The sequence below is a fragment of the Cellulomonas gelida genome, assembly GCF_006538725.1.
Taxonomy (GTDB): domain Bacteria; phylum Actinomycetota; class Actinomycetes; order Actinomycetales; family Cellulomonadaceae; genus Cellulomonas; species Cellulomonas gelida.
The window spans coordinates 21,297-46,550 of sequence record NZ_BJLQ01000012.1; the positions used below are offsets into that span (position 1 = coordinate 21,297).

A 25,254-nucleotide genomic window follows, 5' to 3' on the forward strand; every position below is an offset into this window, starting at 1 on the left:
TCCAAGGCGGTGACGCGCAACGTCAGTGGCCCGCCTCGTGCCAGCTCGCACCCACGCCGACGCTCACGTCGAGCGGCACGTCGAGCCGCCCGCCGGGCAGTCCCGCGTCCGCCTGCGCCATCTGCTCGCGCACGAGCTGCTCGACCTCGTCACGCTCACCTGGGGCGACCTCGAGGACGAGCTCGTCGTGCACCTGGAGCAGCATGCGCGACGTCAGCTCGCGACGACGCAGCTCACGGTCGACGCCCAGCATCGCGAGCTTGATGAGGTCCGCCGCGCTGCCCTGGATCGGTGCGTTGAGCGCCATGCGTTCCGCCGCCTCGCGCCGCTGCCGGTTGTCGCTCGTCAGGTCCGGCAGGTACCGGCGGCGGTCGAGCACCGTCGCGGTGTACCCCGTCGCCCGGGCGGTGCCGACCACGCCGGTCAGGTACTCGCGGACGCCGCCGAACCGCTCGAAGTAGTCCTTCATCAGCTCGGAGGCCTCGGAGACCTCGATCGAGAGCTGCTGCGAGAGGCCGTACGCCGAGAGCCCGTAGGCGAGCCCGTAGGACATCGCCTTGATCTTCGAGCGCTGCGCCGCGGTGACCGAGTCGGTCGGGACGCCGAACACGCGAGACCCGACATAGCTGTGCAGGTCCTCGCCCGAGCGGAACGCCTCGATCAGGCCCTCGTCCCCGGACAGGTGGGCCATGATCCGCATCTCGATCTGCGAGTAGTCCGCCGTCAGGAGCGACTCGAAGCCCGGACCGACCACGAACGCGCGGCGGATCTGGCGGCCGGCGTCCGTGCGGATCGGGATGTTCTGCAGGTTCGGGTCGGTCGAGGACAGCCGGCCTGTCGCCGCGATGGTCTGCTGGAAGGTCGTGTGGATCCGCCCGTCCGGCGCGATCGACCGCTGCAGGCCCTCGACCGTCTGCCGCAGCCGGATCGCGTCCCGGTGCGCCAGCAGGTGCTCGAGGAACGGGTGCTGCGTCCGCGCGAACAGGTCCGTCAGGGCGGCCGCGTCCGTCGTGTAGCCCGTCTTGATGCGCTTGGTCTTCGGCATCTGCAGCTGGTCGAACAGGACCTCCTGCAGCTGCTTGGGCGAACCCAGGTTCACCTCGCGTCCGATCACCGCGAACGCCTCGTCGGCCGCGCGCGTGACCTCGCCGTCGAACGATCGCTCGAGCTCACGCAACCACGTCGCGTCCACGGCGATACCCGTGGCTTCGACGCGCACGAGCACGTCCTGCAGCGGGAGCTCGAGGTCGGCCAGCAGATGCGTCGCGCCGCGGTCCGCCACCTCCGCGTCGAGCACGTCCGCGAGATCACGGACCGCCGCCGCGCGCACGGCGGCACGGCGGTCCTCGCCCGTCCCGTCGAGCTCGAGGTCGAGCGCGCCCTGCCCGCCGTCGCCGGCGTCGTCCTCGCCGAGCTCGCGGTGCAGATAGCCGATCGCGAGGTCGGGCAGGTCGTACGCACGGCGGTCGGGCTGGCACAGGTAGGCCGCGAGCTCGGTGTCGCTGACGACGCCTGCCAGCGACAAGCCACGCCCCCGCAACGCGTGCGCCGCGACCTTCGCGCCGTGGACGACCTTCGGGGCGCGGGCGTCCGCGAGCCACGCCGCCAGAGCCTGCTCGTCGACCGGGGCCACCTGCGCGAGGTCGACCACGACTGCGCGTCCCTCCGCATCGGCGACCGCGAGACCCCAGGCGTCGCCGCCCGCGGGCGCACCGCTGCCGCGCACGTCGAGTCCCAGCACGACGCCCGACCGGGCCTCGAGCCACGCACCGAGCGCGCCCTCGTCGAGCTCGTCGAGCTCGAGTGCAGCAGCGGCGACGGCGACGGCCGCCACGCTCGACTCGTCGGGCAGCATCGCGAAGAGGCGGTCGCGCAACGTGCGGAACTCGAGCTCGTCCAGGATCGTGTGCAGAGCCTGGCGGTCCCACTCGCGCGCCTCGAGGTCCTCGGGGCCCATCGGCAGCTCGAGGTCCGTCACGAGCTGGTTGAGCTCGCGGTTGAGCTGGACCTGCGCGAGGTTCTCGCGCAACGACTCCCCCGCCTTGCCCGTGATCCCGTCCGCGGCGGCGACCACGCCCTCGAGATCGCCGTACTGCGTGAGCCACTTCGCGGCCGTCTTCGGACCGACGCCCGGCACGCCGGGCAGGTTGTCCGACGTCTCGCCGACGAGCGCGGCCAGGTCGCTGTACCGCTCCGGGGGCACGCCGTACTTGGCGCTGACCGCCTCGGGCGTCATCCGCGCGAGCTCCGAGACGCCGCGCACGGGGTACAGCACCGTGACGTCGTCGCGCACGAGCTGGAACGAGTCGCGGTCGCCCGAGCAGATCAGCACCTGCATGCCTTGCGCGCGCGCCTGCGTCGTGAGGGTCGCGAGCACGTCGTCGGCCTCGAACCGCTCCTTGGTGATGACCGGGATGTGCAGGGGTTCGAGCACGCGCCGGATCACGTCGACCTGACCGCGGAACGGCTCAGGCGTCGCGTCGCGCGTGCCCTTGTACGCCTCGTAGCGCTCGGTGCGGAACGTCGTCCGCCCCAGGTCGAACGCCACCGCGACGTGGGTGGGCTGCTCGTCGCGCAGCAGGTTGGCGAGCATCGACGTGAAGCCGAACACGGCGTTCGTCGGCTGGCCCGACGAGGTCGCGAAGTTCTCCACCGGAAGGGCGAAGAACGCGCGGTACGCCATCGAGTGGCCGTCGATCAGGAGAAGACGTGCGGGTCCGGCGGGACGTGCGGCTGGCTGTTCGTCGCTCACGGGTGTCAACCTATCTGCCATGTCCGACACACCCGTGCTCACGTCCGACCCCCGCCTCGACGAGCGGGGCACCCTGATCGAACGCCTGGGGATCGTCGTGAGCGAGCTCAGCGCCGAGCACGCGGTGGCCACGATGCCCGTCGCGGGGAACACGCAGCCGTTCGGTCTCCTGCACGGCGGCGCGACGGCCGCGCTCGCGGAGACGCTGGGCTCCTATGCCGCGGTCGTGCACGCCGGACCCGGCCGGACGGCCGTCGGGATCGAGCTGAACGCCACGCACCACCGCTCGGCGCGCCAGGGCGTCGTCACCGGTACGGCGAAGGCCGTGCACCTGGGGCGCAGCCTCGCGGCCTACGAGGTGGTGATCGAGGACGAGTCCGGGAGGCGCCTGTGCACCGCCCGGTTGACCTGCATGATCATCGACGCCCTGTGATCGGGACCGGACGGACCGCCGTGGAGACCGCGCGGTCGATGCGCATGCCGAGGCTCGCGGACTGCTCCGGATCGGCCGGCTGACGCGCGGCGCGCGCCTGCCGACGGCGCGCGATGAGGTCCTCGAGCCCACGGGACGAGGGCCGACGCGACGCGACGACCGTCGCGCCGTGGTCGTGGAGCAGCCGCCGCTGGAGCGCCGCCGTCCCCGCGACCCGGAACGCCGCGGCAGGTGCGAAGCCGAGCCGCGCGAGGAAGCGCTGCATGCCACGCGCACCCGGGAGCGGCGCGGCATAGACCTCCGCCGCGCCGTTCTGCTCGGCCACCGCGGCGGCGTGCGCCAGGAGCGTGTGCCCGAGTCCCCGCCGGCGCGCGGTGTTCATCACGTAGATCGCCTCGAGGGCGAGCGAGGTCGAGTCCGCGAAGAGGCTCGGACCCACCAGGCGACCGAGCAGGAGACCTGCCGGCTGGTCGTCGATGGTCCCGACGAGGACGATGCCGCCCTCGACTGCCAGGAGCGCTCCCAGCTGGCGGGCCAGGCGGTCCGTGTCGTCGGTGCAGAGCTGGGCGCCGGTCCCCGCCTCCTTGCGCGCCTCGAGGCACAGGTGGACCAGGTCGTCGAGGTCTTCGGGCAGCGCAGCGCGTGCTTGCACTCCGGGACGCACGTTGGTCTACCTCCGGCGGATGAGGGGGCTCCGGACTCCGGCACCCCTCGCTGCCCACGACGGCGCCGACGTCGATCATGGCCCACACCTGGTCGCTGTGCCTAGTCCCGCCCAGCGAACCCTCACGCCACGCGCCGACGACACGCCGGGCATGGGTACGATCCCGGCGAGTCTGTGACATCACCCGTCTGCGCGTCCGATCGTGCGACACGCAACGAACCACTGGGCAACCCGAAACGAGACCGACACAATCAGTCCCTAACGTCGGCCGGGCTCGCGTCCGTACCGACCGGTAGCCCGCTTGGTGAACGCCCGGACGCAGTGTCGCGTCCGGGCGTCGCCCCCGGCACATGGCGCGTCGACAGCACGAAGACGAACTGACACGCAGGACCACCGCCTGACCCCCGGGACGGTGTTGCGAGCACAGGACGGAGGTCCTCGGTGAGCGCTCTCGCCCATCCAGGACGAGCACCGGGCAGGAACCGACGCGAACGATCGGCGTCACCACGGACACGCACGCTCACGGGCGTCCTCACGCTGGTGGCCACGGCGGTTCTGGCCGTGGTCCTGCAGGCGTGGCCCGCGGCGGCGAGCGCGCAGCCGTGCGTTCCCGACGCGTCGACGGGGTGCGTGGTCGGCACGATCAAGACGGCGGACGGACAGCCCGCGGCCGGGGTCGCACTGAGCGTCGACGGCGCCGGTGGTGCCTCCGCGGCTACGACCGGTGACGACGGCACGTGGGCGGTCCCGGTGACCGTGGCCGGCGAGTACACCGTCACGATCGACCCCGCGACGCTCCCCGAGGGCGAGCAGCTGCGCGACCCCACGGCCACGTCGCGGACCGTCAAGGTGCTGCTGAACTCCCAGTCACGCGTGCTCTTCGCACTCGGCGCGCCGACGACCGGCACGCCGACCGAGCAACCCGAACCAGGTGCGACGTCCGCGCCGCCCGCCGACAAGCCGGGCAGCGACGCGTCCTCGGGTGCTGGCGGAATCTCGGGCAAGCGCGTCGCCCAGCAGCTCGCGAACGGGCTCGTCTTCGGCCTGCTGCTCGCGCTGGCGTCGGTGGGTCTGTCCCTCATCTACGGGACGACCGGGCTCTCCAGCTTCGCGCACGGCGAGCAGGTCACGCTGGGCGCGATCCTCGCCTACTTCTTCGTGCAGGTCGTCGGCATGGACCTGTGGCTCGCGGCCGTCCTCGCCACGCTGCTCGGCGCGGCCTCGGGCTGGCTGCAGGACGCGGGCATCTGGCGTCCGCTGCGCCGGCGCCGGGTGGGCCTGACCCAGCAGATGATCGTGACCATCGGTCTGTCGATGGTCCTGCAGTACCTGTTCCAGTTCCTCCTGGGCGGCGGCAGGCTACGCATCGACACGAGCAACCCGAAGCCGGTCTCGCTCGGCCCCGTGACGCTCACGGTGCAGAGCCTGCTCTCGGCGGGCATCGCGGCCGTCGTGCTCGCGGGCGCCGCGGCGTTCCTGCTCTACACCCGCACGGGCCGGGCCACCCGGGCGGTGTCCGACAACCCCGCGCTCGCCGCTGCCTCCGGCATCGGAGTGGAACGCGTGATCCGGATCGTGTGGACCGGAGCGGCCGGCCTGGCGGCCCTCGGTGGCGTCCTCGTCGGCCTCTACTTCCAGTCCACCGCCTGGAACATGGGAGGCACCGTCCTGCTCCTGATGTTCGCGGCCGTGACCCTCGGCGGTCTGGGCACCGCGTGGGGTGCGCTCGCCGGCTCGCTCGTGATCGGCGTCGTCGCCGAAATGTCGAGCCTCGTCATCCCGTCGGACATGAAGTACGCCGGCGCGCTGCTCATCCTCATCCTCGTCCTCCTCGTGCGACCGCAGGGCATCCTCGGTCGCCGGGACCGGATCGGCTGAGGCCAGGAGGGACACCATGGACTGGACCAGGATCCTCATCAACGTCGCCGGCGAGGCGTTCGCGCCCGCCACGGCGGCCTACGCCCTCGCGGCGATCGGCCTCAACATCCACTTCGGCATGACCGGGCTGCTCAACTTCGGCCAGGCGGGCTTCATGCTGCTCGGCGCCTACGCCTACGCGATCACCGCGATCGCCGGCTGGCCGTTCTTCGCGTCGGTGATCGCCGCGATGGTCGCGGCCGTCCTCTTCGGGATCCTGCTCGGCATCCCGACGCTGAAGCTCCGCGGCGACTACCTGTCGATCGTCACGATCGCGGCGGCCGAGATCGTCCGCATCATCAGCAGATCCACGTCTCTGACGTGGCTCACTGGCGGCAACTCCGGACTGTCCGGCGGCGACGGGTACAAGTCGTCGTTCGAGTCGTTGTGCCCGTTCCCGGACGGCACGACGACGATCTGGCTCTGGACGTACCCGAACTGCACGTCCAGCTCGTGGTGGCTGCGGCTCGTCGCCTGGGTCGCGGTCGCGATCGGGTGCGTGCTCGTGTGGCGCTGGATGCGCAGCCCGTGGGGCCGCGTGCTCAAGGGCGTGCGCGAGGACGAGGACGCGGTGCGCGCTCTCGGCAAGAACGTCTACGGCTACAAGATGCAGGCGCTCGTCCTCGGCGGCATCGGCGGTGCGATCGCGGGCATCTTCTACACGTTGCCGACCTCGGTCCAGGCGGATGCCATGGGCCGCACGATGACCTTCAACATCTGGACGATCCTGCTTCTCGGCGGAGCCGCGACCGTGTTCGGACCGGTGCTCGGGTCGATCCTGCTGTGGACCGTGTTCATGCTCGTGAAGAGCGTGCTGCGCGACGCCGAGCTGTCGTTCATCTCCAGCACGCAGTCCGAGGCGTTCTCGTGGATGCTCGTCGGACTGACCCTCATGCTCCTCGTGATCTTCCGGCCACAAGGAATCCTCGGCGACAAGAAGGAGCTGGCGATCGATGTCCGCTGAGACTCCCCCGAACCCCGCGCCCCGCGGTGACGGCGACGCGCCGGCCCCGCCGCGCGAGCGCATCGCCCGGGAGCTGGCGGATGTGCCTCGCCTGCCCGGCGCGCCGAAGCCCGACCCGATCATCGTCGCCTCCGGCGTCCGCCGGACCTTCGGCGGCATCCACGCGGTCGACGTCGAGCACCTCGAGGTGCAGCGCGGCGCGATCACGGCGCTGATCGGCCCGAACGGCGCGGGCAAGACCACGCTGTTCAACCTGCTGACGGGCTTCGACCGCGCCGACGTCGGCGAGTGGTCCTTCGAGGGCCAGCCGGTCCACGGGCGGACCGCGGCCCGCATGGCGGCGGCCGGGATGGTCCGCACGTTCCAGCTCACCAAGGCGCTGTCGCGCATGACCGTGATCGACAACATGCGCCTCGGTGCCACGGCCCAGCGCGGCGAGAACGTCCTGGCGTCGCTGCTCCCCACGCTCTGGCGGGGCCAGGAGGCCGACATCACGGCCCGTGCCTACGAGCTGCTCGAGCGCTTCAAGCTCGACACCAAGGCGGACGACTTCGCCGGCAGCCTGTCCGGTGGTCAGCGCAAGCTCCTCGAGATGGCGCGCGCCCTGATGACCAGGCCCACCATGGTGATGCTCGACGAGCCCATGGCCGGGGTGAACCCCGCGCTCACGCAGTCGCTCCTGGGTCACATCCAGGGCCTGCGCGACGAGGGGATGACCGTCCTGTTCGTCGAGCACGACATGCACATGGTCCGGCACATCTCCGACTGGGTCGTCGTCATGGCCGAGGGCCGCATCGTCGCCGAGGGGCCGCCCGAGACGATCATGCAGGACCAGGCCGTCGTCGACGCCTACCTGGGCGCGCACCACGACACGGACCTGGGCGACGACGCGTTGCTCGTCGACGACGTGGTCGAGCAGTACGAGGCAGAGGCCGAGGCCGAGGAGGCGACGCAGTGACCACGCAGACCACGTCACCGGACGTGCACCGCGGCGCACCGGACGGCGAGCCGCTGCTCGACGCGGTCGACCTGTACGCCGGCTACCTGCCGGGCGTCGACATCCTCAACGGCTGCAACCTCGTGCTGCACCCGGGCGAGCTCGTGGGGATCATCGGCCCCAACGGCGCGGGCAAGTCCACGCTGCTGAAGGCGCTGTTCGGGCTCGTGCCGATCCGCGAGGGCACGGTGACGCTCGGCGGAGACGAGATCACCAACCAGCGCGCCGACAAGCTCGTGCGCCGCGGCGTCGGCTTCGTCCCCCAGACGAACAACGTGTTCCCCTCGCTGACCATCGAGGAGAACCTGCAGATGGGGATCTTCCAGGACCACAAGCGGTTCGCGGAACGCTTCGAGTTCGTCACCGACATCTTCCCGGCCCTGGCCGAGCGCCGTCGGCAGCGTGCCGGCTCGCTGTCCGGGGGCGAGCGGCAGATGGTGGCCATGGGCCGCGCGCTCATGATGGAGCCGTCCGTGCTGCTGCTCGACGAGCCGTCGGCCGGGCTCTCCCCGGTCCGGCAGGACGAGGCGTTCCTGCGCACCCGCAAGATCAACAAGGCCGGGGTGTCGATCGTCATCGTCGAGCAGAACGCGCGGCGGTGCCTGCAGATCTGCGACCGCGCGTACGTGCTGGACCAGGGCCGCAACGCCTACTCCGGCCCCGGCCGCGAGCTCATGCACGACCCGAAGGTCATCCAGCTCTACCTCGGCACCCTCGCGACCGATGTCGAGGCCGCCGCCAAGGACACGACGACGGACTGACCTCCCGCCGCGAGACGCGAGGGGCTCGGGCAGCTGCGGCCGCCCGAGCCCCTTCGTCGTCCCCAGCGCGTTCGCCCGGGCCGGCCGTCGTCGTCCGCGCACGTCGCGCGTGGACAGACGTCGGCCCCGGTGGTCTCGATGACCACCGGGGCCGACGTCGTCAACTCAGCGCAGGATCACTCCGCGACGGAACCCTCCACGGCCTTCTGCCAGGTGTAGGTGTTGTCGTCGTTGTACTGGAAGATCCCGATGAACGCCGACGACGGGTCGTTGTCGGCGTTGAACGGGCCAGCACCGGAGACAGCCTTATAGTCGATGTCCTCACCTGCAGTGATCAGGTCGGCACACTCCTTGAAGCCCTCGCACTCCGTGCCGCCGTCCGCACCCGAGACAGCCGCCATGTTCTTCTGGATCGTGGCACCGTCGACGCCGCCTCCCTTGAGCGCGGCGAGAGCGATCAGGATGGCCGCGTCGTACGACTCCGGGCCGTAGGCGTAGTCCTTCAGGGCCGGGTCGACGGACAGCATGCGGTCCTTGAAGGCCTCGTCCGGGTAGGCGCCGGGGGTGGTTCCCTGCGTCTTCCACGCTGCGAGCGTGCCTGCCTCGAAGTCCTTCGAGTAGTCGGCCGTGTTGCCGTCGACCATGTAGACGCGACCGGTGAAGCCCGCCGCGACGAGCTCGGGGATGATCGACTTGGTCTGCTCGAACGCGATGATCGCAATCGCCTCGGGCGCGCCGCCACCGTTCGACGTCATGACGCCCGCGACCGGGTCCGCGAACGACGAGGCCGTCGGGTCGAACTCCTCGGTCTTGTTGCCGTAGGTGATCGTGCCGCCGGCTCCCTCGACCGTCGCCTTCACGACGTCGCGCAGCGAGGTGCCGTACTCCTCGTTGAAGACGAGGACGCCGAGCTTCTCGACACCGTCCTCGAGGATGAGGTTGCCGAGCGCCGAGCCCTGGACGGTGTCCGGCGGCGCGGTACGGAAGTAGAACGGGCTGTAGCCGGACAGGCTCGTCGCCGTGTTGGCGGGCGAGACCATCACGACATTCGCGTTCGTGATGTCGTCGACGACCAGCTGCGTGACCGACGACGAGGCAGCACCGATGACGGCCTGGACGCCCTGGCTCTGCAGGTCGGTCCAGGACTGCGGAGCGACGTCGGCGTGGTCGGCATCCGAGGAGTCGGCGTGCTTGACGACGACGTCCTTCCCGTTGATGCCGCCGTTCTCGTTGATCTCCTTGACCGCCAGGTCGACGCCGGCGATCTCGGGCGGGCCGAGGAACGCGAGCGAGCCGGTCTGGGGCAGGAGGGTGCCGATGGTCAGCGCACCGCTCGTGTCGCCGCCCGAGCCGGCGTCCTTCGTCGTGGCGGCTGCTCCGGGCGTCTCGTCGTCGGACGAGCCACTGTTGCCGCAGGCGGTCAGGACCAGCGCGACAGCACCGGCCAGAGCTGCGGCCTTCATCGCGTGATGAGAACGAACCATGGGCGTTCAACCTCTCCGTGAGGAATGCGTCCCGGGGCCCGAAGGCATCGGTCCCCGTGCAACGTGACGCGACGGTAACCATCGTTTGTATCCGGGATGTATCCGCCAAGATTGCGCGCTGCTTCGTTGCCAACCTGTGATGAAACCGCTCACCCGAAAGGGCCTGTTCGCTTGCTGAGACGTGTGCTCTCGGCCTTGGAGACGGTTCGGGGCGCCTCAGGGCGCTCGTCGGGCGACAATCGGCGGATGCGGCTGGTGACCTTCAACGTGCAGCACGGCCGGACGCTGGACTCGCGTCGGGTCGACGTGAGTCGCTTCGCGGACGCGATCCGGGCGCTCGACGCGGACGTCCTCGCGCTGCAAGAGGTCGACCACCGCCAGCTCCGCTCCGGGCGTGCGGACCTCACCGCAGTCGCGGCCGACGCGATGGGCGCGCGCGACGCGCGGCTGTCGGTGACGCTGCGCGGTCCGGTGGGGCTGTGGCGTGAAGGACGGTACGACGAACCCAGCGCGGCACCGCCTCCCGGTGCGGCCTACGGGGTGGCGCTGCTCTCGCGCTACCCCGCCACGGCGTGGCGCACGGTGCGGCTCCCCCGGCGACGCGGCGTCGTCTGGGCGCACCGCTCGGGCCGGCGGCTGCCCCGACCGCTGCACGACCACCCTCGCGCCGCGATCGTCGCGCAGCTCGCCACACCGGACGGCCCGCTGACCGTCGTCTGCACGCACCTGTCGTTCCTGTCGGGTCAGAACGCGGTCCAGGCGCGCCACCTCGTCGAGGCCGTCGCCGACCTGCCGCGGCCGCTCGTCCTCATGGGCGACCTCAACCTCGGGCCGACGACCGCCGCGCGCACGACCGGGATGTCGTCCCTTGCCGACGCGCCGACCTACCCCGTGCACGCGCCGACCGCACAGATCGACCACGTGCTCGGCGACGGGCACGTGGTTGCGACCGGTCCGGCCCGGTCGGTGGACACCGGGGTGTCCGACCACCGCGCGCTCGTCGTCGACGTCACGCTCGCGCCGGGTGCGGCCCCGCACGACTGAGCCCCCGCCCGCGCCCGGTCGTGGACCGGTGCGGACGGGGGCTCAGGAGCCGTGGGGCTCGGGTCTCAGGAACCGCCACCGATCTGCTCGATCACGGCGTCGGCGACCTCGCGCATCGTCAGGCGACGATCCATCGACGTCTTCTGGATCCACCGGAACGACTCGGGCTCGGTCATGCCCTTGGTCATCAGCAGACCCTTCGCGCGGTCGACGCGCTTGCGGGTCTCGAACCGCTCGGAGAGGTCGGCGACCTCCGACTCGAGCGCGCTGATCTGCGCGTACCGCGAGATCGCGATCTCGACGGCCGGCAGCAGGTCCGCCGGGGAGAACGGCTTGACGACGTACGCCATCGCGCCGGCGTCCCGCGCACGCTCGACCAGCTCGGTCTGCGAGAACGCCGTCAGCAGGACGACCGGGGCGACGTGCTCCTTCGCGATGCGCTCGGCCGCGGAGATCCCGTCGAGCACCGGCATCTTGACGTCCATGACGACGACGTCGGGCTTGAGCTCGACGGCCAGGGCGACCGCCTGCTCGCCGTCTCCCGCTTCACCGACCACGTCGAAGCCCGCGTCGCGGAGCGTCTCGACGACGTCCATACGGATCAGGGCCTCGTCCTCGGCGACGACGGCACGCCGAGCCTTGCGCCCGCTCGACGGCGCGCTGGAGGCCGTTGCGGGCAGGTCCAGGTCTTCGGGAGTTGCCTGGACAGGATCGGGGGTGGCGTCCTTGGTCACGGACACAGCGTAGTGGCCCGCTGCCTCGTCGCACGGCCTGCGCGCCGTGTGAGCCCGTTCACGCCCCGACGAGCGCTCGGCACGCGCGGGTGCGTCGATATGCTGTTCCGCGGCCCCGATAGCCCAACCGGCAGAGGCGTTCGGCTCAAACCCGATCCAGTGTGGGTTCGAATCCCACTCGGGGCACCGTGGGAAGTTGTGCTGACCTGCAAGGACGCGCGTGGGAGCACCCTTCGGGCCAGGACGCGGCGTCCCGGTCCAGGTGATGCACGCTCGATCATCACGGAACGACGTCCGACGGCTCGCGCGGCACACCCGCGGCCGCGAGGGCTGCGTCGACCTGTGCCTGGACGTGCCGCGCGGAACGCCTGCGCAGCCAGCGAACCAGGACGACGACCGAGAGGACGACGAGCACCAGCCCCAGCTGCGTCCACGGCGGCGTCCACACCGTGATCGCGGACGAGGTCCGTTCGAGCGCCACGTCGACGACGTCCTCCCCCACGACGAGCGGCGTGACGTCGATGCCGCCGTCCGCCCGGACCAGCGGCCACGCCGGCAGGGTCGTCTCCACGACGGCCGAGCGGTCGGGCAGCACCTCACGGATCTCGGTCACGGCCTCGGCGCTGCCGACGCCACCTGGTCCGGCGAGGTGCACGGTGGACCGGGCGCCGAGCCGTACGTCGCCTGCGTTGCGCACGACGTACCGGACCCGCACGGTCCCTGGTGCGAACGGGTTCCAGGAGGGTTCCCAACGCGCGTCGACGTCGTCGGCGACCACCGCAGCGTCGATCTGCCCGGTGACGCGCAGGTGCAGCCGCGTGCCGACCCGGGCAGCGAGCCGGACCTCGGAGCCGCCGCCGACGAGCTCGGCGACCACGCCCGCGGGGTGGTCGCCCGGCGTCGCGTCGGCGGGCACGCTCACCGTCACGGGGATCGTCACGGTCGAGGACGGACCGAGGGTCAGCTGCAGGCGGCCGTCGTCGAGCCGCTCGGCCCCCTCGGGCTGACCCAGGTCGACCCACGCGCCCGCGTCCTGACGGCTGCCGTCGCCGGGCGGTACGTCGAAGTCGCCGGAGTCGCCCACCACCCCGTCGCCCGCGTACACGACGAACGTGGCCTCGCGGTCGCTGAAGTTGGTCAGCGCGACGTGCTCCTCGACGGTCTCACCGGGGTCGAGGGTGTGCCTGAGCGAGATCCGGCCGTCCGGTCCGTCGGCCGAGGCCGGCTGCACGGTCCAGGTGACGGTGCCGCTCGGTGGGGGCGTCGCCGTGTCACGCAGCTCGGGTGCGGCCACGACGGGGAGGGCCGGACCGATCAGCGACGCGGACGCGGCGAGAACGACGAGGAGAAGGACGCGCCGGAGCGGGACGGCGGCGCGGTGAGTGGCGGTGCGCATGGTGTCTCCCAGGGCCGCCGCGCGGTGGGACACGCGTAGGTGCCCACCGCGCGGCGGTCGGTGCTGGTGGTTCCGGACCGGTCAGTCGACGGGGAAGAGCGTCAGGGTCAACGTCCCCGCGTAGCTGCCAGGCGCCGTGTCGACGGGCACCTCGAGCGAGAGATCCGCACCCAGGGTCGCCGAGCCGAACCGGCCCACGGGTGTCGCGTACGCGAGGCGCCCGGGCACCACGAGACCGTGACCACCGCTCAACGCGGTCGTGCGTGCGGCGCCCGCGGTCAGGCCGGGCCGTGGGGTCTCCACGCGCGGGCTCCACCCGAGGTACTCGGCACCGAATGCCCGTGTCGCGGACGTGAACGTGTACGCCTGGCCGGCGACCGCCCAGCCGCTCGCACCCGCCTGGGAGACGGACCGCGAGTCCGTGACCGTCACGGCCGGCAGCGCACCCCGGAACCGCAGCCGGTCGCCGGCGTTCGTCGCGGGGGTGAGCGTCACGCCCTCGTCGTGGTCCGCCACGGACAGCGCGAGCACGCCGTCGGCCTGCTCCGGCACGACCGCGCGCAGCTCGATCCCCTCCGCCGGCTCCTCGCGGAACAGGCGGGGCACGAAGTCGATGAGGTTCGTCTGCCACGTGTCGAACCCGTGCGGACCCGCCGTCACGCCGGCGAACTCGTACGTCACGCCGGACTCGGACAGGAGGTCCATGGTGTTGATCACCGACTGGTAGGCGAAGTCGGACACGTCCCCGGTGTAGATCCGAGCCAGGCGCGTGTGCTCGTTGACCGCGTCCGCGTCGAACTGCGGCGCGCCGAAGAACAGCCCGCCGGAGAATGCGCCGATCCACCCGAACTCGCCCGGCCGGGTCAGCCACGTGTCCAGCGTGCGCAGCGCGCCCAGGGACAGGCCCGCGAGCGCCTGGTGGTCCGGGTCGGACGCGATGTTGTACTTCGCGCGTGCCGCAGGCGCCAGGTTCTCGAGCAGCTCGGCGGGGAAGTCGGGAACGTTGCCGTTGCCCATGACGACGACCATCGGGACGATCGCGCCGTCGAGCGAGTGGTGGTCCATGATCTGCACGGCCCGGCCGACCTCGACCCAGTCGCCCCAGCTCTGCCCGCCGCCGTGGTTGAGGTAGAGCACGGGGTACGGCTCGGCGCGGTCCGCGTCGTAGCCGGGCGGGGTCCAGACGTAGGCGGACCGCTCCTCGTCGGCCACCGCGCTGTCGTAGGTGAGCACCGACAGCTCACCGCCCGTGCCTGCGGGCACGTCGCTGAGCATCCGGTCGGTCTTGCCGGGCACGAACAGGGGGCTCACCCCGGTGAGGGTGTTGACCGTGTCCTCCGGGTCCTTCTTGTCGACGCCGTCGACCACGTACCGGTAGTAGTAGAAGCCGTCGAGCGGGCCCATCGAGACCCGCCAGCGGTCGCCGACCTTCGTCATCGGCACCCGGAACCACGCGCCGTTGGGCGCCCAGTTGGCCCACACCGTGACGTCCTTCGCGTCGGCCCACTGCGTGCCCGTCTCGAACGTGACGATGCCGTTCTCCCCGACGTGCGGGAGCGTGATCGACCCCGGCGCGGGCGCGGTGTACGGACCGTCGAGCGGCAGGTGGCCGTCCCGCGGCTCGTGCCCGGGGTCGTCCTGGAACACGCGGGAGACGAAGTCGCGCAGGCCGGAGCGCCACGCGTCCCACGTGCCGCCGTGTGCGGGGTCGACACCGTCGAAGTCGTGCTCGACGCCGGCGCTCGTGAGCGTCTTCAGCAGCGCGTCGTTCAGGTTGTACGACGGGTCGAGGACGTTGCCGACGTAGATCCGCAGCAGGTCCGTGCCCTCGTTGATCTCGCGCGCGGTGGACGCACTGATCGAGCCTCCGAGCCGGCCGGAGAACGACCCGACCGCACCGAACGTCCCGGGGTCGCTGCGCAGCACCGTGAGCGCCTGCTGGCCGCCGTCGCGGATGCCGGCGACGGCCTGGCCGTGCCCGTCGGCCGCCACGTGGTAGGCGTCGCGCGTCGCGTCCACGACGCCGTCGAGCAGCTCGGTGCGTGGGTCGGAGCCGCCCACCTGCGCCATGACGACGACCATCGGCTCGAGGCGACCCTCGGCCGCGAGGTTGTCCAGCACCTGCGGGACGCGGCCGAGCTCGGCCCACTCCCGGTACGACTGGTTCCGGTCGGCAAGCAGGTAGAGCACCGGGTACGGATCGACGCGGTCCGCGTCGTACCCCGGCGGCGTCCAGACGAGCGTCGTCGCCTCGTCGTCGGTCACGGGGCTCTCGTACGTGAGCTCCTCGACCGTCCCGCCCGATCGCAGGTCCGCCATCCACTGCACCGACGGCCCCGGGACGAACAACGTGCTCCACGCCGGGTGCGAGGTGACCGCGACGGGGGTGCCCGGCGCGCGGAAGGAGTGCTTGGTCCGGTCCGACTCGGTCGCCGTGTACTGGTAGTAGTACAGGCCCGGCGCAAGGGGCCCCACCGTCGTCTGGTAGTTGGCACCGCTCGGGTCCATCGCGAGGTCGGACCACGTACCGCTCGGCCCGATGTTCCCCTGCAGCTCGAGCACGGCTGGCCGGGTGCCGACGATCTCCTCGACAGCAGCCTGCGGGGCGGTGAACCGGTGGTAGCCCTCGGGGATCGTGGACACCCACGGGTCCGCTGCCGGACCGTCCGCCGCGGACCCGGCGGACGGCAGGACCGTCGCCCCCACGACGAGCGCGGCCCCGGTCATGATCGCCGCCGTACGTTGCTGCTTGGCGCGCGGGTTGCGCGGCCCCCTGCGAGTCATCCGCATCACGTGCTCTCCTCGGTCGTCGACCGGCGGGAACGCGCAGGCGGGCCCGTCCCGGCACGTGGCCGGAGCCGCGCTGCCTTCCCCCCCGGAAGGAACGTGGGCGCCGGCGGCGTCCACGACGTGCCACCCTCGTCGGGCCTACACCGATGTAGAACCGACACCCGATCCGACCCTCGCGAGCGGCGACGGGACTTCTACACCGATGTAGGAGCACCGCCCGGCCGCTTCGCTGCGATCTCGAAGTGGGATGTCCGCATCGTCGCGGTACGCACCGATTCGCGTCAAGCGGTAGCGACCGCGCGACCCTCGCACCGCCCGATCCGCTCGTCGCGGTCGCACCAGCGTGGGCTGCGTGGCCGCGGATACGCTGCTCGCCATGGCCGCCGGCACCGAGTCCGCGTCGCGCGACGTCCTGCGCGCCACCTCCATCGTCGTCCGTCAGTCGACGACACCCGCCTCCGACGCATGACACGCGTGTTCCGCACCCGCACCCCGGCTCCGACGTGGGAGCACGGTCTCCTCGCCGGGAGCGGGCGCCTCGGGGCGGTGCTGCACGGTCCCGCGCAGCGCCAGGTGATCACGCTCAGCCACGAGCGCTTCTTCGTCCCGGTCAACCCGCGTCCGCGGGCGCCGGACCTACGCCCGGTGCTCGACGACCTGCGCCGGGCCGTCCTGACGGGCGACGCAGACCACGCCGGCGACCTCCTCACCGAGGGTCTCGCAGCCGACGGGTACCCCGACGGACTCATCTGGACCGACCCCCTCGGCATCTGCGCGACCCTGACCCTCGCGGTCGCGGGTGTGACCCAGGAGCTCTCGCGCTCCACCGACCTGTCGCTGGGCGAGGTCGCCGTCGACCTGCGGGACGGGCGCGACGGCCGGTGCGCCGTGCGCGTGATCACGCCGCGGGACGACGAGACGGCGTGGGTGGCGATCGAGTCGGACCACGAGGTCGTCGTCGACCTGGCGCTCAGCCTCGGCGGCGCGCTCGACACCGCCCTCGACACCGGTGGGGCCGACAGCTCCGCGGCCGTCGCCGTGACGCTCGTCGGCGGACGCGACGGCCGGGTCGAGGCGGTGACCTCCGAGGCGATCGCGACGGTCACGGCGCGCGGCGCAGGCCCCTGGGAGCACGGTGCGCAGTCGCTGACGTCCCGGCTGGTGGTGCCCGCGGGCGGTCGCCGTACCGTGCGCCTGGAGGTCGCCGTCCGGACGTCGGGCGGCACTCCCCCGTCACCGACCGGACCCACCGACGTCGACTGGACGCAGCTGCGCCGCGGGCAGGCCGCGACGCACGGACGGCTGGTCGCGGCCTCGACGCTCGACCTGCGGGCCCCGAGGGGGCGCTCGACGTCGCACGACCCGACGACCGAGGAGGTGTGGGCGGCGGCGCGCGCCGGCGACGCGGGCGCTCGGCTGCGCGTCGTGGAGATCGCGTACCTGTCCGGCCGCGCGCACGCGATCGCCGCCACGGGTGACCTCCCGCCGACGCTGCAGGGCGTGTGGCAAGGCACGTGGCGACCGGCGTGGTCCGCCGACTACACCCTCAACGGCAACCTCCAGAACGGCGGGATGGCCGGGCTCGTCCCGACCGGGACGCCCGAGCTCGCGCGGTCGCTGCTGACCCTCGTGCTCGCGCACCTCGACGACTACCGCGAGAACGCCCGGAGGGTGTTCGGCGCCGACGGGATGCTGCTGCCGTCGCGGATGTCGACGCACGGCCGCGCCAACCACGTGCACGCCGCCTACCCCCACGTGTTCTGGACGGGGTGCGGAGGCTGGGTGCTGCGGCTCGCGGCGGACCTCGTCTCGACGACCGGTGACCGGACGCTCGTGGACGACCGGCTGTGGTCGCTCGTCGAAGGCGTCCTGCGGTTCGCGGAGACCGCGACGGTGCTCGTCGACGGACGGCGTCACGTCGTGCCCGCGTACTCGCCCGAGAACACGCCCTCCGGCGCGGGCGGGCCGATCACCTCCGGCACCACGATGGACGTGGCGATCCTGCGGGACGCCGCGCGGGCGAGCGCGGTGCTCGCCTCGGCGCGGGGCGACCACAGCCTCGACGCCCGTTGGTCGGCGCTCGCTGCGTCGCTCCCCTCCTTCCGCGTCGCGGCCGACGGGACGCTCGCGGAGTGGATCGACGAGCAGTGGCACGAGGAACCCGCGCACCGCCACGCCTCCCAGCTCTACCCCCTCTGGTACGAGCCGGACACCGCGTTCGTCGGAGCCGCCGGAGTGACGCTGCGGGCGGCCGCGCTCGCGACCGTCCACGCCAAGCTGGCCTGGCGCGCCGCGGACCCGACGCCACCGCCCGGCCGGATGGAGATGGCGTTCGGCCTGGTCCAGGTCGGGCTGGCAGCCGCAGCCCTCGGGGACGCCGAGGCGGCGCTGCAGTGCGTCGAGTGGCTCGCCGTCGACCACTGGCGGCCGGCGCTGACGACCACCCACGACGCAGGGTCGATCTTCAACCTCGACGCGAGCGGAGGCCTGCCCGCGCTCGTGGCGGCGATGCTGCTCGCCTCGACGGCCGGCACCCTGACCGTGCTGCCGGCGCTGCCGAGGGCGTGGCCGTCCGGCACGGTCACGGGCCTGCGCGCACGTGGCGGCATCGTCGTCGACCGTCTCGCGTGGGACCCGGACGGCTGCACGGTGACGCTGCGCCGGCTGCGCGAGGCCGCCTGGTTGGCTCCCGAGCCCGGCGTGCTGCTGCAGGCGGGACGCCCGTTCACCACGCCGGGGACGGTGCTGCCTGCCGGGCGCGTGCGCGTGGGGGTGGACGCCACCACCATCCGGCTGCAGTGGGCCGACCCGGACGAGGGCTCAGGCCTCTCGTGACCCCGTGAGCACCTGACCGTCGGCGCGGACGGCCACCACGGCGGCGGCACCGTGCTGCGCGGCCCACGGCACGCCGTCGGGGCCGAGCGCCAGGACGCACGTGGCGAGCACGTCGGCGGTCGTGAGGTCCGCCGCCACGACCGTCGCGGACAGAAGACCGGTCGCCGGTGCGCCCGTACGCCCGTCCCAGACGTGCTCCCCGCGCTCGTAGGTGCCGGATGTCGCGACCGCACCGTCGCGCACCGCGAGCACCGTGAGGAACGCCGTCGGGTCCGCGGGCTCGCGCACGCCCACGGACCAGCCGCGCCCGGGATCGGGCTCGCCGCGCACGACCACGTCGCCCCCCGCGTTGAGGCAGAACGTCGTCATCCCGGCAGCGACCAGCGAGTCGGCCGCACGCTGCGCGGCCCATCCCTTGACGACGCCGTCGGTGTCGATCGTGCCGTCTGGCCGCCAGATGCGGAACGCCCCGCCCGACGCCGCCTCGAACCGGGCCGCGACGGCCAGGACCTCGCGCAGGTCGGCGCTCGGCTGCTCGCACTCGCCGCGACCGTAGCGGCTGACCTCGCTGTCGGGGCGGAACCGGCTGAACCGACGGTCGGCGTCGTGCATCCCGTCGAACGCCGCGCGGGCCGCACGTCGCGCGCGACCCTCGTCGTCGTGCCGGATGTCCACGGACATCGGGATGCCCATCACCAGGTCGACGTGCCGCACCGGCTCAGCCTCGCTGGTCGATCGCGGACTGCACGGACGTGGCGTAGGCCTGCGACGTGTACGTGGCCCCGGAGACGGTGTCGATCTGCGCGGACTGCGCGGCGACGACCTCCTGCGCGAGGATCGGCGTGGCCCAGCGGTTGATCTGCACGCTCTCGCCGTGCCCGTCAGGAGACTGCAGCGTCTGGACGCTCGCGATCTGGCCGCCCGCGAAGGTCACCGCGACCTGGACCGGCCCGTACCGGGTGTCGACCGCGTCCCCGACGACGGTCGCGGTCCCGTCAGTCGTCGGGGAGGCGTCGGGGGTCGACGCCGCATCGCTCGACGAGCCCGACGAGCCCGACGAGCCCGACGATGCGGGAGCCTCCGCGGACGCGCCGCTCGACGACGAGGCCCCCGATGAACCGCTCCCCGACGGGGCCGACTCGCTCACGGACGCCGCGGACACCGCCGGCTCCGGCGCGGCGAGCGCCCCGAACTTCGCGAACCCCGCGGCACCCATGGCCGCCACCGTCCCGGTGAACAGCAAGGTCCCACGCCAGCGCTTGGTCATGACTCGATCTCCTCGTGGTGGATGGCCGCGCGGGGCACGCCCAGCGCACGGGCGGACCGGACGACGGCCTGCGTCATCGCGGGCGGCCCGCAGGTGAAGACGTCGCGCGACGCGATGTCCGGGACCAGCGCCCGCAGGTGCGCGGGATCCAACGGGTCGTAGCCGAGCTGCGCACGCCGGCCGGGCACCGGGACGTAGCGCAGGCGGGGCGACGGCGTGAACTCGTCGCGCAGCGCCAGGCCGCTCTCGTCGTGCGCGCGGTGGACGACCACCAGCTCGTGACCGCGCGCCAGCAGGTCCTCGGCCAGGGCCCGCACGGGCCCGACGCCGGCGCCGCCCGCGACGAGCAGGACCGCGGGGTTGGTGGCGCGGTCCGCCGTGAACCGCCCGAACGGCCCCTCGACCTGTACGCGAGTCCCGGGCCGCAGGTGCGTGACCGCGGACGAGTGGTCCCCGAGCGCGCCGACCGTGAAGCGCAGCCGATCTCCCCTCGGCACCACCGACAGCGAGTACGGGTGGGCGGTCGCGCGATGACCGCGGGCGAGGAACCGCACGAGGAAGAACTGCCCGCCCCGTGCGCCGAGCGTGGCCACCCCGCGGCCCTCGACCCACACGCTCGTGAGCCCGTGCGCCTCCGGCACCACGGCCGAGACGCGCAGCGCCAGTCGCCGGTGCTCGAGCAGCGGCAGGACCACCCGCCAGGTGAGCAGCGCGGCCGCCGTACCGGCGTAGAGCAGGATCCACAGCACCCGGGCCACCGGCGAGTCGACGAAGTGGCTCCCGCCCGCCAGCTGGTGCGCGAATGCGAGGTACACCCCGGCGTACACCGTCAGGTGCACCGCGAACCACGCCTCGTACGAGAGCCGCTCGCGGGCGAGCCGCGCGCTCGACAGGCCGACGCCGACGAACAGCACGGTCCCGACGAGCGCGGGCCACAGGTAGGGCTGCCGCGCGAGCACGTCGGGCACCTCCGACCACAGCGTCAGGCCGTCCAGCAGCGACCCGCCGACGATCATGAGCGCCACGTGGGTGAGCACCAGGAGCACCACCGACGTCCCGAGCGAGCGGTGCCACGCGACCAGACGGTCGAACCCGACCGCCCGCTCGAACCACGGCACGCGGCCCACGAGCAGCAGCTGCGCGCAGACGAGGGCGGAGGCCAGCAGCCCGGCGAGCTCGCCGAACGAGGCGAGCATGCCGCCGGGCGTCGCGCCCGCGGCGGGCGGCGTCCCCGTCCACCACAGCGCCACGACACCGGCGACGACCAGCCCGAGCGCCGGCAGCGCGCCGGGACGCCAGCGCGGGCGACGCGACGCTGCCGCGCGGGTGAGCTCCGGGGCCCAGGTGGTGGTCGTCGCCATGACGCCGAGTGTGGCGGGGCGAACTCGGAGGACTCTTCGAGGAACCTGGGAGTTCGCCGGACGTCCGGGCGCGCCCGGGAAGGGCGACCGGGGCGTCAGCCGGGCAGGTCGCGCGGCTTGAGCGGGTCGAGCACGTCCAGCTCGTCGCCCGGGCTCGCGGGCGGGTGCGCCGGGGGCGGGCCGCTGCGACCCGGGAGCAGCACCTCGGCGGCGTGGTCGGCGAGCGCGAAGCCCGCCGAGCCGTAGAGGTGGAACACCGCGTCGGCGCCGTGCCGCTCGAGCTCCGCGACGTCGTCGTCGTACCGCGCGACCGCCGCGACCCTGCCCGTGAAGCCCGCCGCCTGCAGACGGGTCAACGCGATGAGGTTCGCGTTGTGGAACGGCATCGCCAGGACCGCGACCTTGACGCGGCCGGCGCGCTGCACGCGCGTCCAGAACTCGAGGTCGGTCGCGTCCGCGCGCACCACCTCGTAACCCTCGTCCTCGAGCGCGACGACTCGCGTCCGGTCGTGCTCGACGCCCACGACCGACAGCCCGTACTCGTCCCGCAGCCGCGAGTACGTCGAGGCGCCCACGCGGCCGAGGCCCAGGACGAGCGCGTCGGCGTCGCCGATGTCGACCAGCCGGTCCTCGGGGTGCAGCCGGTCGCTGTCGCGCACGGGCAGGAGCCGCGAGAGCCGGGTCGCGAGCTCGACGCCCCGACGGTTGACGATCGCCGAGAGCCCGAAGCTGAAGGCCACGGCGAGCGAGACGACCACCACCCACTGCTCCTCGAGCAGCCCGGAGCTCGCCCCCACGGCCACGACGATGATGCCGAACTCGGAGTAGTTCGACAGGACGAGCCCGCCCAGGAACGACGTACGGCGCCGCAGCCGCATGAACCACAGCACCACGGCGTAGGCCGCGACCTGGAACGGCAGGAGCAGCAGGAGCAGCAGTGCGAGGGAGACCTCGAGCAGGTGGGGCGTGCCGTGCAGGCCGATCTGCACGAAGAACGCGACCAGCATGAGGTCCTTGAACGTCATGAGCGAACGCGACAGCTCGCCCGCCTGCGGGTGCGACGCCAGGAGCACGCCCACGACGAGCGCACCGACGTCGCCGTCGATGCCGACGAGCTCGAAGAGCCCGTAGCCCAGCACGACGGCGACGAACACCCCGAAGAGCGCCTGGAGCTCACCGTGGCCGACTCGGTTCCAGATCCGGTGCAGCATCCAGGACCCGGGGATCAGCAGGAACAGCAGGAGCGCCCACGGGCTCGGCGCCTCGCCGCTGGACATCGACAGGAAGACCACCGCCGCCACGTCCTGCATCACGAGCACGCCGATCGCGATGCGGCCGTAGAGCGAGGTCGTGTCGGAACGGTCGTCGAGCACCTTGACGACGAAGACCGTCGACGAGAACGACAACGCGAAGCCGACGAGCGCGAGCGCCCCGAACGACTCGTCCGCGACGAGCCCGAAGCCGACGACCGTCAGCAGACCGAGGAATCCCAGCGCCATCGCGACGCTCAGGACCATGTGCACGACGCTCGTCAGCCAGATCTCGCGCCGCAGGAGGGTGCGCACGTCGAGCTTGAGGCCGATCGCGAACAGCAGCAGCACCACGCCGAAGTCGGCGATCGCCTCGAGGTACGGGAGCTCGGGCGCTCCCCCGGCACCGAGCGCGAAGCCCGCAGCCAGGAAGCCGACCAGCGGGGGCAGCCGCAGGAGCACCGCGAGGAGCCCGCCGACGACCGCGGCGCCGAGGTACAGCGCGGCGGCGGCCATCAGGTTCCTCTCGACCGGGCACGAACGGGTGGCTCCATCCTGCCCGGTCCAGCGGACGTCAGGACACGGCCAACGCCCGCCCCAACGCAGCGTCCATCGCTCCGATCGGCGCGGGGTGGCCCGTCATGAGGCGGACCTGCTCGGCTGCCTGGTGCAGCAGCATTCGCTCTCCCCCGACAGCCGTGCCGCCGAGCTCGACCCAGCGCGCGTGCAGCGCGGTGGGGCGCGGGTCGTACGCCACGTCGAGGAGCACGCCGGTCACACGCCCGTCGACGGAGGCCGCGAGCGGGTCGGCCGCGTGCGGGGGCAGCGTCGAGACGACGACGTCCGCGTCGGCCATCGCGCGCGGTGCGTCGTCGAGAGGGCGCAGCACGGGGTTCACCCCCATGCGGTGCGCCGCTCGCAGCAGCCCGCCCGCGCGCGCGACCGAGCGCACGAGGACGAGAGGGCTCGTGCACCCGAGCTCGGCGAGAGCCGCGAGCGTCGATGACGCGGTCGCGCCCGCGCCGAGCACCACCGCACGCTCGACGCCGCGGTCGGGCCCCAGGCCCTCACGCAGCGCCGCGACGAGCCCGTGCACGTCGGTGTTCGCCCCGACGAGGGTGCGCGCCGCGCCCGTGCCCTGGAGCAGGACCGTGTTGACGGCGCCGACCACCTGCGCGAGCGGCTCGACGTGGTCCAGCAGCGGGATGACCGTCTGCTTGAGCGGCATGGTCAGGCTCAGCCCGGCCCACTCGTCCGACAGCCCCGCGACGAACCCCGCGAGCTGGTCCTCCGTCACGTCCTCGGCCCCGTACGACCACGCGTCGAGCCCGAGCGCCGCGTAGGCCGCTCGGTGCAGCGTGGGCGACAGGGAGTGCGCGACGGGGTGGCCGAGAACGGCCGCCCGTCGCGCGACTCCTGCGCTCACTGAGGGTTCTCTTCGAGCCACGCGTTCAGGTCGGCGACGCACTGGGCGTGCTCGGCGTCGGTCTCGCTGAACACCGTGACGCCCGTGTCGAGGTTCGGCGTGCACCAGTACATCCAGTCACCGTCCGCCGGGTTCAGCACGGCGTCGATCGACGCCGTCCCGGGCGACGCGATCGGCGTCGGAGGCAGGCCCTTGAGCCGGCGCAGGTTGTACGGGTTCGTGGTGTCGTCGAGCATGGCCTGCGTCAGCTGCGTGCCGTTGACGCCCGCGCCGTAGGCGACGGCCGCGTCGATGTCCAGCCGCCAGTCCTGCTCGAGCCGGTTCTCGATCGTGCGCGCGATCTTCGGCCGGTCCTCGTCGAGCTTGCCCTCGCGCTCGACGAGGGAGGCCTTGATCAGCACCGTCTCTCGGTCCTTCTCGGCGACCCCGCGGTCGGTGAGCACCTGCACGGTCTTCGCGGTCATCGCGGACAGCACCGTGACGGCGTCGTCGTCCGGCTGGATCACGTAGGTGGCCGGGAAGAGCCAACCCTCGAGCGAGCCGTTCGCCTCCTTCGGCAGGCCGATCGCCGAGCCGTCGCCCACCGCCTTCTCGACGTCCTCGACGGGCACGTCGAGCTTCTCGGCGACGACCGCGAGGATCTCGTCGGCTGTCTTGCCCTCGACCACCGTGAGCTTCGTCTCGACGCGCGTCGCGGGGTTGAGCAGCGACGTCACGGCGTCCGCCGCCGGGATCTCCAGGAGCATCGAGTACGTGCCCGGCTGGATGCCGGTCGCGCCCGGGTTGGCGGCGTACGCGGAGACGAAGGCCGAGACCGAGGCGACCACCCCGGCGTCCTTGAGCGTCTGGCCGATCGCCTTCCCGGAGTCGCCCGGGTTGACGACGATGTCGACCGAGCCGTGACCGGGACCGGGGAAGTCCGTCGCCGACGCGCTGTTCCCCGAGGAGTCGAACATCCCGTCGAGCATCGACCACACGAGGTACCCCGCGCCGCCGACGAGCAGCAGGACGACGAGCACCACCCAGGTCGTACGACGCCGCCGCGCCTTGCGCGCGCGCTCGGCACGGGCGCGGCCGTGGCCGCGGTCGCGGGAACGGCGCGCCTCGGGAGCAGGCGTCTCGCTCGCTCCCGGACGGGCCGGGGCCCACCACTCGGTCTGACTGTCGCTCACGTGCGTC

General features: G+C 72.6%; 19 protein-coding genes and 1 tRNA gene. 8 read left to right on the forward strand and 12 right to left on the reverse strand.

What is annotated here, in order from left to right; all coding sequences use genetic code 11:
* Positions 1-22: 22 nt before the first annotated feature.
* Entirely contained in the window at positions 23-2,773 is a 2,751-nt protein-coding gene (gene polA, locus CGE01nite_RS07385; protein ID WP_141369984.1) for a DNA polymerase I, read from the reverse strand.
* On the opposite strand from polA, the gene CGE01nite_RS07390 reads away from it, so the two are divergent.
* Positions 2,772-3,185 (forward strand): hotdog fold thioesterase, encoded by a 414-nt coding sequence (locus CGE01nite_RS07390; protein WP_048341814.1) that lies wholly within the window; start codon positions 2,772-2,774, stop codon positions 3,183-3,185. The two genes, polA and CGE01nite_RS07390, sit on opposite strands and share 2 nt — an antisense overlap.
* On the opposite strand, the gene CGE01nite_RS07395 is transcribed toward CGE01nite_RS07390, so the two are convergent.
* Positions 3,169-3,837: a GNAT family N-acetyltransferase gene (locus CGE01nite_RS07395; protein WP_229747561.1), complete on the reverse strand. Its 669-nt coding sequence runs from the start codon at positions 3,835-3,837 to the stop codon at positions 3,169-3,171. The two genes, CGE01nite_RS07390 and CGE01nite_RS07395, sit on opposite strands and share 17 nt — an antisense overlap.
* A gap of 552 nt (positions 3,838-4,389) precedes the next feature.
* Here CGE01nite_RS07395 and CGE01nite_RS07400 point away from each other — a divergent pair.
* The 4 genes from CGE01nite_RS07400 to CGE01nite_RS07415 are packed head-to-tail and all read left to right on the forward strand — an operon-like array spanning position 4,390 to position 8,488.
* Positions 4,390-5,727 carry a branched-chain amino acid ABC transporter permease gene (locus CGE01nite_RS07400; RefSeq protein WP_229747560.1) on the forward strand — a complete coding sequence of 446 codons (1,338 nt, stop codon included), beginning with the start codon at positions 4,390-4,392 and terminating at the stop codon, positions 5,725-5,727.
* Between the two features lie 16 nt (positions 5,728-5,743).
* On the forward strand, positions 5,744-6,730 hold the full coding sequence (locus CGE01nite_RS07405) for a branched-chain amino acid ABC transporter permease (RefSeq protein WP_048341817.1): 987 nt from the start codon (positions 5,744-5,746) through the stop codon (positions 6,728-6,730).
* Positions 6,720-7,688: an ABC transporter ATP-binding protein gene (locus CGE01nite_RS07410; RefSeq protein ID WP_082156176.1), complete on the forward strand. Its 969-nt coding sequence runs from the start codon at positions 6,720-6,722 to the stop codon at positions 7,686-7,688. Before CGE01nite_RS07405 ends, CGE01nite_RS07410 begins: the two co-directional genes overlap by 11 nt.
* A 23-nt stretch (positions 7,689-7,711) precedes the next feature.
* The gene (locus tag CGE01nite_RS07415) at positions 7,712-8,488 is read left to right on the forward strand and encodes an ABC transporter ATP-binding protein (RefSeq protein WP_369796466.1); all 777 of its coding nucleotides are present in this window, start codon (positions 7,712-7,714) and stop codon (positions 8,486-8,488) included.
* A 176-nt stretch (positions 8,489-8,664) separates the two neighbouring features.
* On the opposite strand, the gene CGE01nite_RS07420 is transcribed toward CGE01nite_RS07415, so the two are convergent.
* The gene (locus CGE01nite_RS07420; protein WP_141369988.1) at positions 8,665-9,972 is read right to left on the reverse strand and encodes an ABC transporter substrate-binding protein; all 1,308 of its coding nucleotides are present in this window, start codon (positions 9,970-9,972) and stop codon (positions 8,665-8,667) included.
* A gap of 246 nt (positions 9,973-10,218) precedes the next feature.
* On the opposite strand from CGE01nite_RS07420, the gene CGE01nite_RS07425 reads away from it, so the two are divergent.
* Entirely contained in the window at positions 10,219-11,016 is a 798-nt protein-coding gene (locus CGE01nite_RS07425) for an endonuclease/exonuclease/phosphatase family protein (protein WP_141369990.1), read from the forward strand.
* A gap of 65 nt (positions 11,017-11,081) precedes the next feature.
* Here CGE01nite_RS07425 and CGE01nite_RS07430 read toward each other — a convergent pair whose 3' ends face one another.
* Positions 11,082-11,702 carry an ANTAR domain-containing response regulator gene (locus CGE01nite_RS07430; protein WP_229747564.1) on the reverse strand — a complete coding sequence of 207 codons (621 nt, stop codon included), beginning with the start codon at positions 11,700-11,702 and terminating at the stop codon, positions 11,082-11,084.
* A 160-nt stretch (positions 11,703-11,862) separates the two neighbouring features.
* Between CGE01nite_RS07430 and CGE01nite_RS07435 the strand changes: the two genes are divergently transcribed.
* Positions 11,863-11,936: transfer RNA gene (locus CGE01nite_RS07435), tRNA-Leu, on the forward strand.
* A 94-nt stretch (positions 11,937-12,030) separates the two neighbouring features.
* Here the strand turns inward: CGE01nite_RS07435 and CGE01nite_RS07440 are convergent.
* Both CGE01nite_RS07440 and CGE01nite_RS07445 read right to left on the reverse strand, forming a co-directional pair.
* Positions 12,031-13,146, reverse strand: coding sequence for a hypothetical protein (locus tag CGE01nite_RS07440; protein ID WP_141369992.1), 1,116 nt, complete (start codon positions 13,144-13,146; stop codon positions 12,031-12,033).
* A gap of 81 nt (positions 13,147-13,227) precedes the next feature.
* Positions 13,228-15,936 carry an alpha/beta hydrolase-fold protein gene (locus CGE01nite_RS07445; protein ID WP_229747563.1) on the reverse strand — a complete coding sequence of 903 codons (2,709 nt, stop codon included), beginning with the start codon at positions 15,934-15,936 and terminating at the stop codon, positions 13,228-13,230.
* Positions 15,937-16,401: 465 nt separating this feature from the next.
* Between CGE01nite_RS07445 and CGE01nite_RS07450 the strand changes: the two genes are divergently transcribed.
* The gene (locus CGE01nite_RS07450; RefSeq protein WP_141369997.1) at positions 16,402-18,771 is read left to right on the forward strand and encodes a glycosyl hydrolase family 95 catalytic domain-containing protein; all 2,370 of its coding nucleotides are present in this window, start codon (positions 16,402-16,404) and stop codon (positions 18,769-18,771) included.
* Here the strand turns inward: CGE01nite_RS07450 and CGE01nite_RS07455 are convergent.
* The 6 genes from CGE01nite_RS07455 to mltG form a co-directional block, all read right to left on the reverse strand.
* The gene (locus CGE01nite_RS07455) at positions 18,757-19,485 is read right to left on the reverse strand and encodes an FAD:protein FMN transferase (protein WP_229747559.1); all 729 of its coding nucleotides are present in this window, start codon (positions 19,483-19,485) and stop codon (positions 18,757-18,759) included. The genes CGE01nite_RS07450 and CGE01nite_RS07455 overlap by 15 nt on opposite strands.
* Before the next feature lie 4 nt (positions 19,486-19,489).
* Entirely contained in the window at positions 19,490-20,038 is a 549-nt protein-coding gene (locus CGE01nite_RS07460; RefSeq protein ID WP_141369999.1) for an FMN-binding protein, read from the reverse strand.
* On the reverse strand, positions 20,035-21,399 hold the full coding sequence (locus CGE01nite_RS07465; protein ID WP_141370001.1) for a ferredoxin reductase family protein: 1,365 nt from the start codon (positions 21,397-21,399) through the stop codon (positions 20,035-20,037). The genes CGE01nite_RS07460 and CGE01nite_RS07465 overlap by 4 nt, the downstream gene beginning before the upstream one ends.
* A gap of 95 nt (positions 21,400-21,494) precedes the next feature.
* Complete coding sequence (locus CGE01nite_RS07470; protein ID WP_048343363.1) at positions 21,495-23,165, reverse strand: cation:proton antiporter domain-containing protein; 1,671 nt, start codon at positions 23,163-23,165, stop codon at positions 21,495-21,497.
* A gap of 58 nt (positions 23,166-23,223) precedes the next feature.
* Positions 23,224-24,075 carry a shikimate dehydrogenase gene (locus tag CGE01nite_RS07475; RefSeq protein WP_141370003.1) on the reverse strand — a complete coding sequence of 284 codons (852 nt, stop codon included), beginning with the start codon at positions 24,073-24,075 and terminating at the stop codon, positions 23,224-23,226.
* Positions 24,072-25,247 (reverse strand): endolytic transglycosylase MltG, encoded by a 1,176-nt coding sequence (gene mltG / locus CGE01nite_RS07480; protein ID WP_141370005.1) that lies wholly within the window; start codon positions 25,245-25,247, stop codon positions 24,072-24,074. The genes CGE01nite_RS07475 and mltG overlap by 4 nt, the downstream gene beginning before the upstream one ends.
* Positions 25,248-25,254: the final 7 nt, after the last annotated feature.

What these genes read in the sequence shown, in the direction of transcription:
- CGE01nite_RS07390 (WP_048341814.1), top strand. Translation starts at nt 2,772, where the DNA reads ATGTCCGACACACCCGTGCTCACGTCCGACCCCCGCCTCGACGAGCGG.
- polA (WP_141369984.1), bottom strand. Translation starts at nt 2,773, where the DNA reads ATGGCAGATAGGTTGACACCCGTGAGCGACGAACAGCCAGCCGCACGT.
- CGE01nite_RS07405 (WP_048341817.1), top strand. Translation starts at nt 5,744, where the DNA reads ATGGACTGGACCAGGATCCTCATCAACGTCGCCGGCGAGGCGTTCGCG.
- CGE01nite_RS07410 (WP_082156176.1), top strand. Translation starts at nt 6,720, where the DNA reads ATGTCCGCTGAGACTCCCCCGAACCCCGCGCCCCGCGGTGACGGCGAC.
- CGE01nite_RS07420 (WP_141369988.1), bottom strand. Translation starts at nt 9,972, where the DNA reads ATGGTTCGTTCTCATCACGCGATGAAGGCCGCAGCTCTGGCCGGTGCT.
- CGE01nite_RS07425 (WP_141369990.1), top strand. Translation starts at nt 10,219, where the DNA reads ATGCGGCTGGTGACCTTCAACGTGCAGCACGGCCGGACGCTGGACTCG.
- CGE01nite_RS07440 (WP_141369992.1), bottom strand. Translation starts at nt 13,146, where the DNA reads ATGCGCACCGCCACTCACCGCGCCGCCGTCCCGCTCCGGCGCGTCCTT.
- CGE01nite_RS07445 (WP_229747563.1), bottom strand. Translation starts at nt 15,936, where the DNA reads ATGCGGATGACTCGCAGGGGGCCGCGCAACCCGCGCGCCAAGCAGCAA.
- CGE01nite_RS07450 (WP_141369997.1), top strand. Translation starts at nt 16,402, where the DNA reads ATGACACGCGTGTTCCGCACCCGCACCCCGGCTCCGACGTGGGAGCAC.
- CGE01nite_RS07460 (WP_141369999.1), bottom strand. Translation starts at nt 20,038, where the DNA reads ATGACCAAGCGCTGGCGTGGGACCTTGCTGTTCACCGGGACGGTGGCG.
- CGE01nite_RS07465 (WP_141370001.1), bottom strand. Translation starts at nt 21,399, where the DNA reads ATGGCGACGACCACCACCTGGGCCCCGGAGCTCACCCGCGCGGCAGCG.
- CGE01nite_RS07470 (WP_048343363.1), bottom strand. Translation starts at nt 23,165, where the DNA reads ATGGCCGCCGCCGCGCTGTACCTCGGCGCCGCGGTCGTCGGCGGGCTC.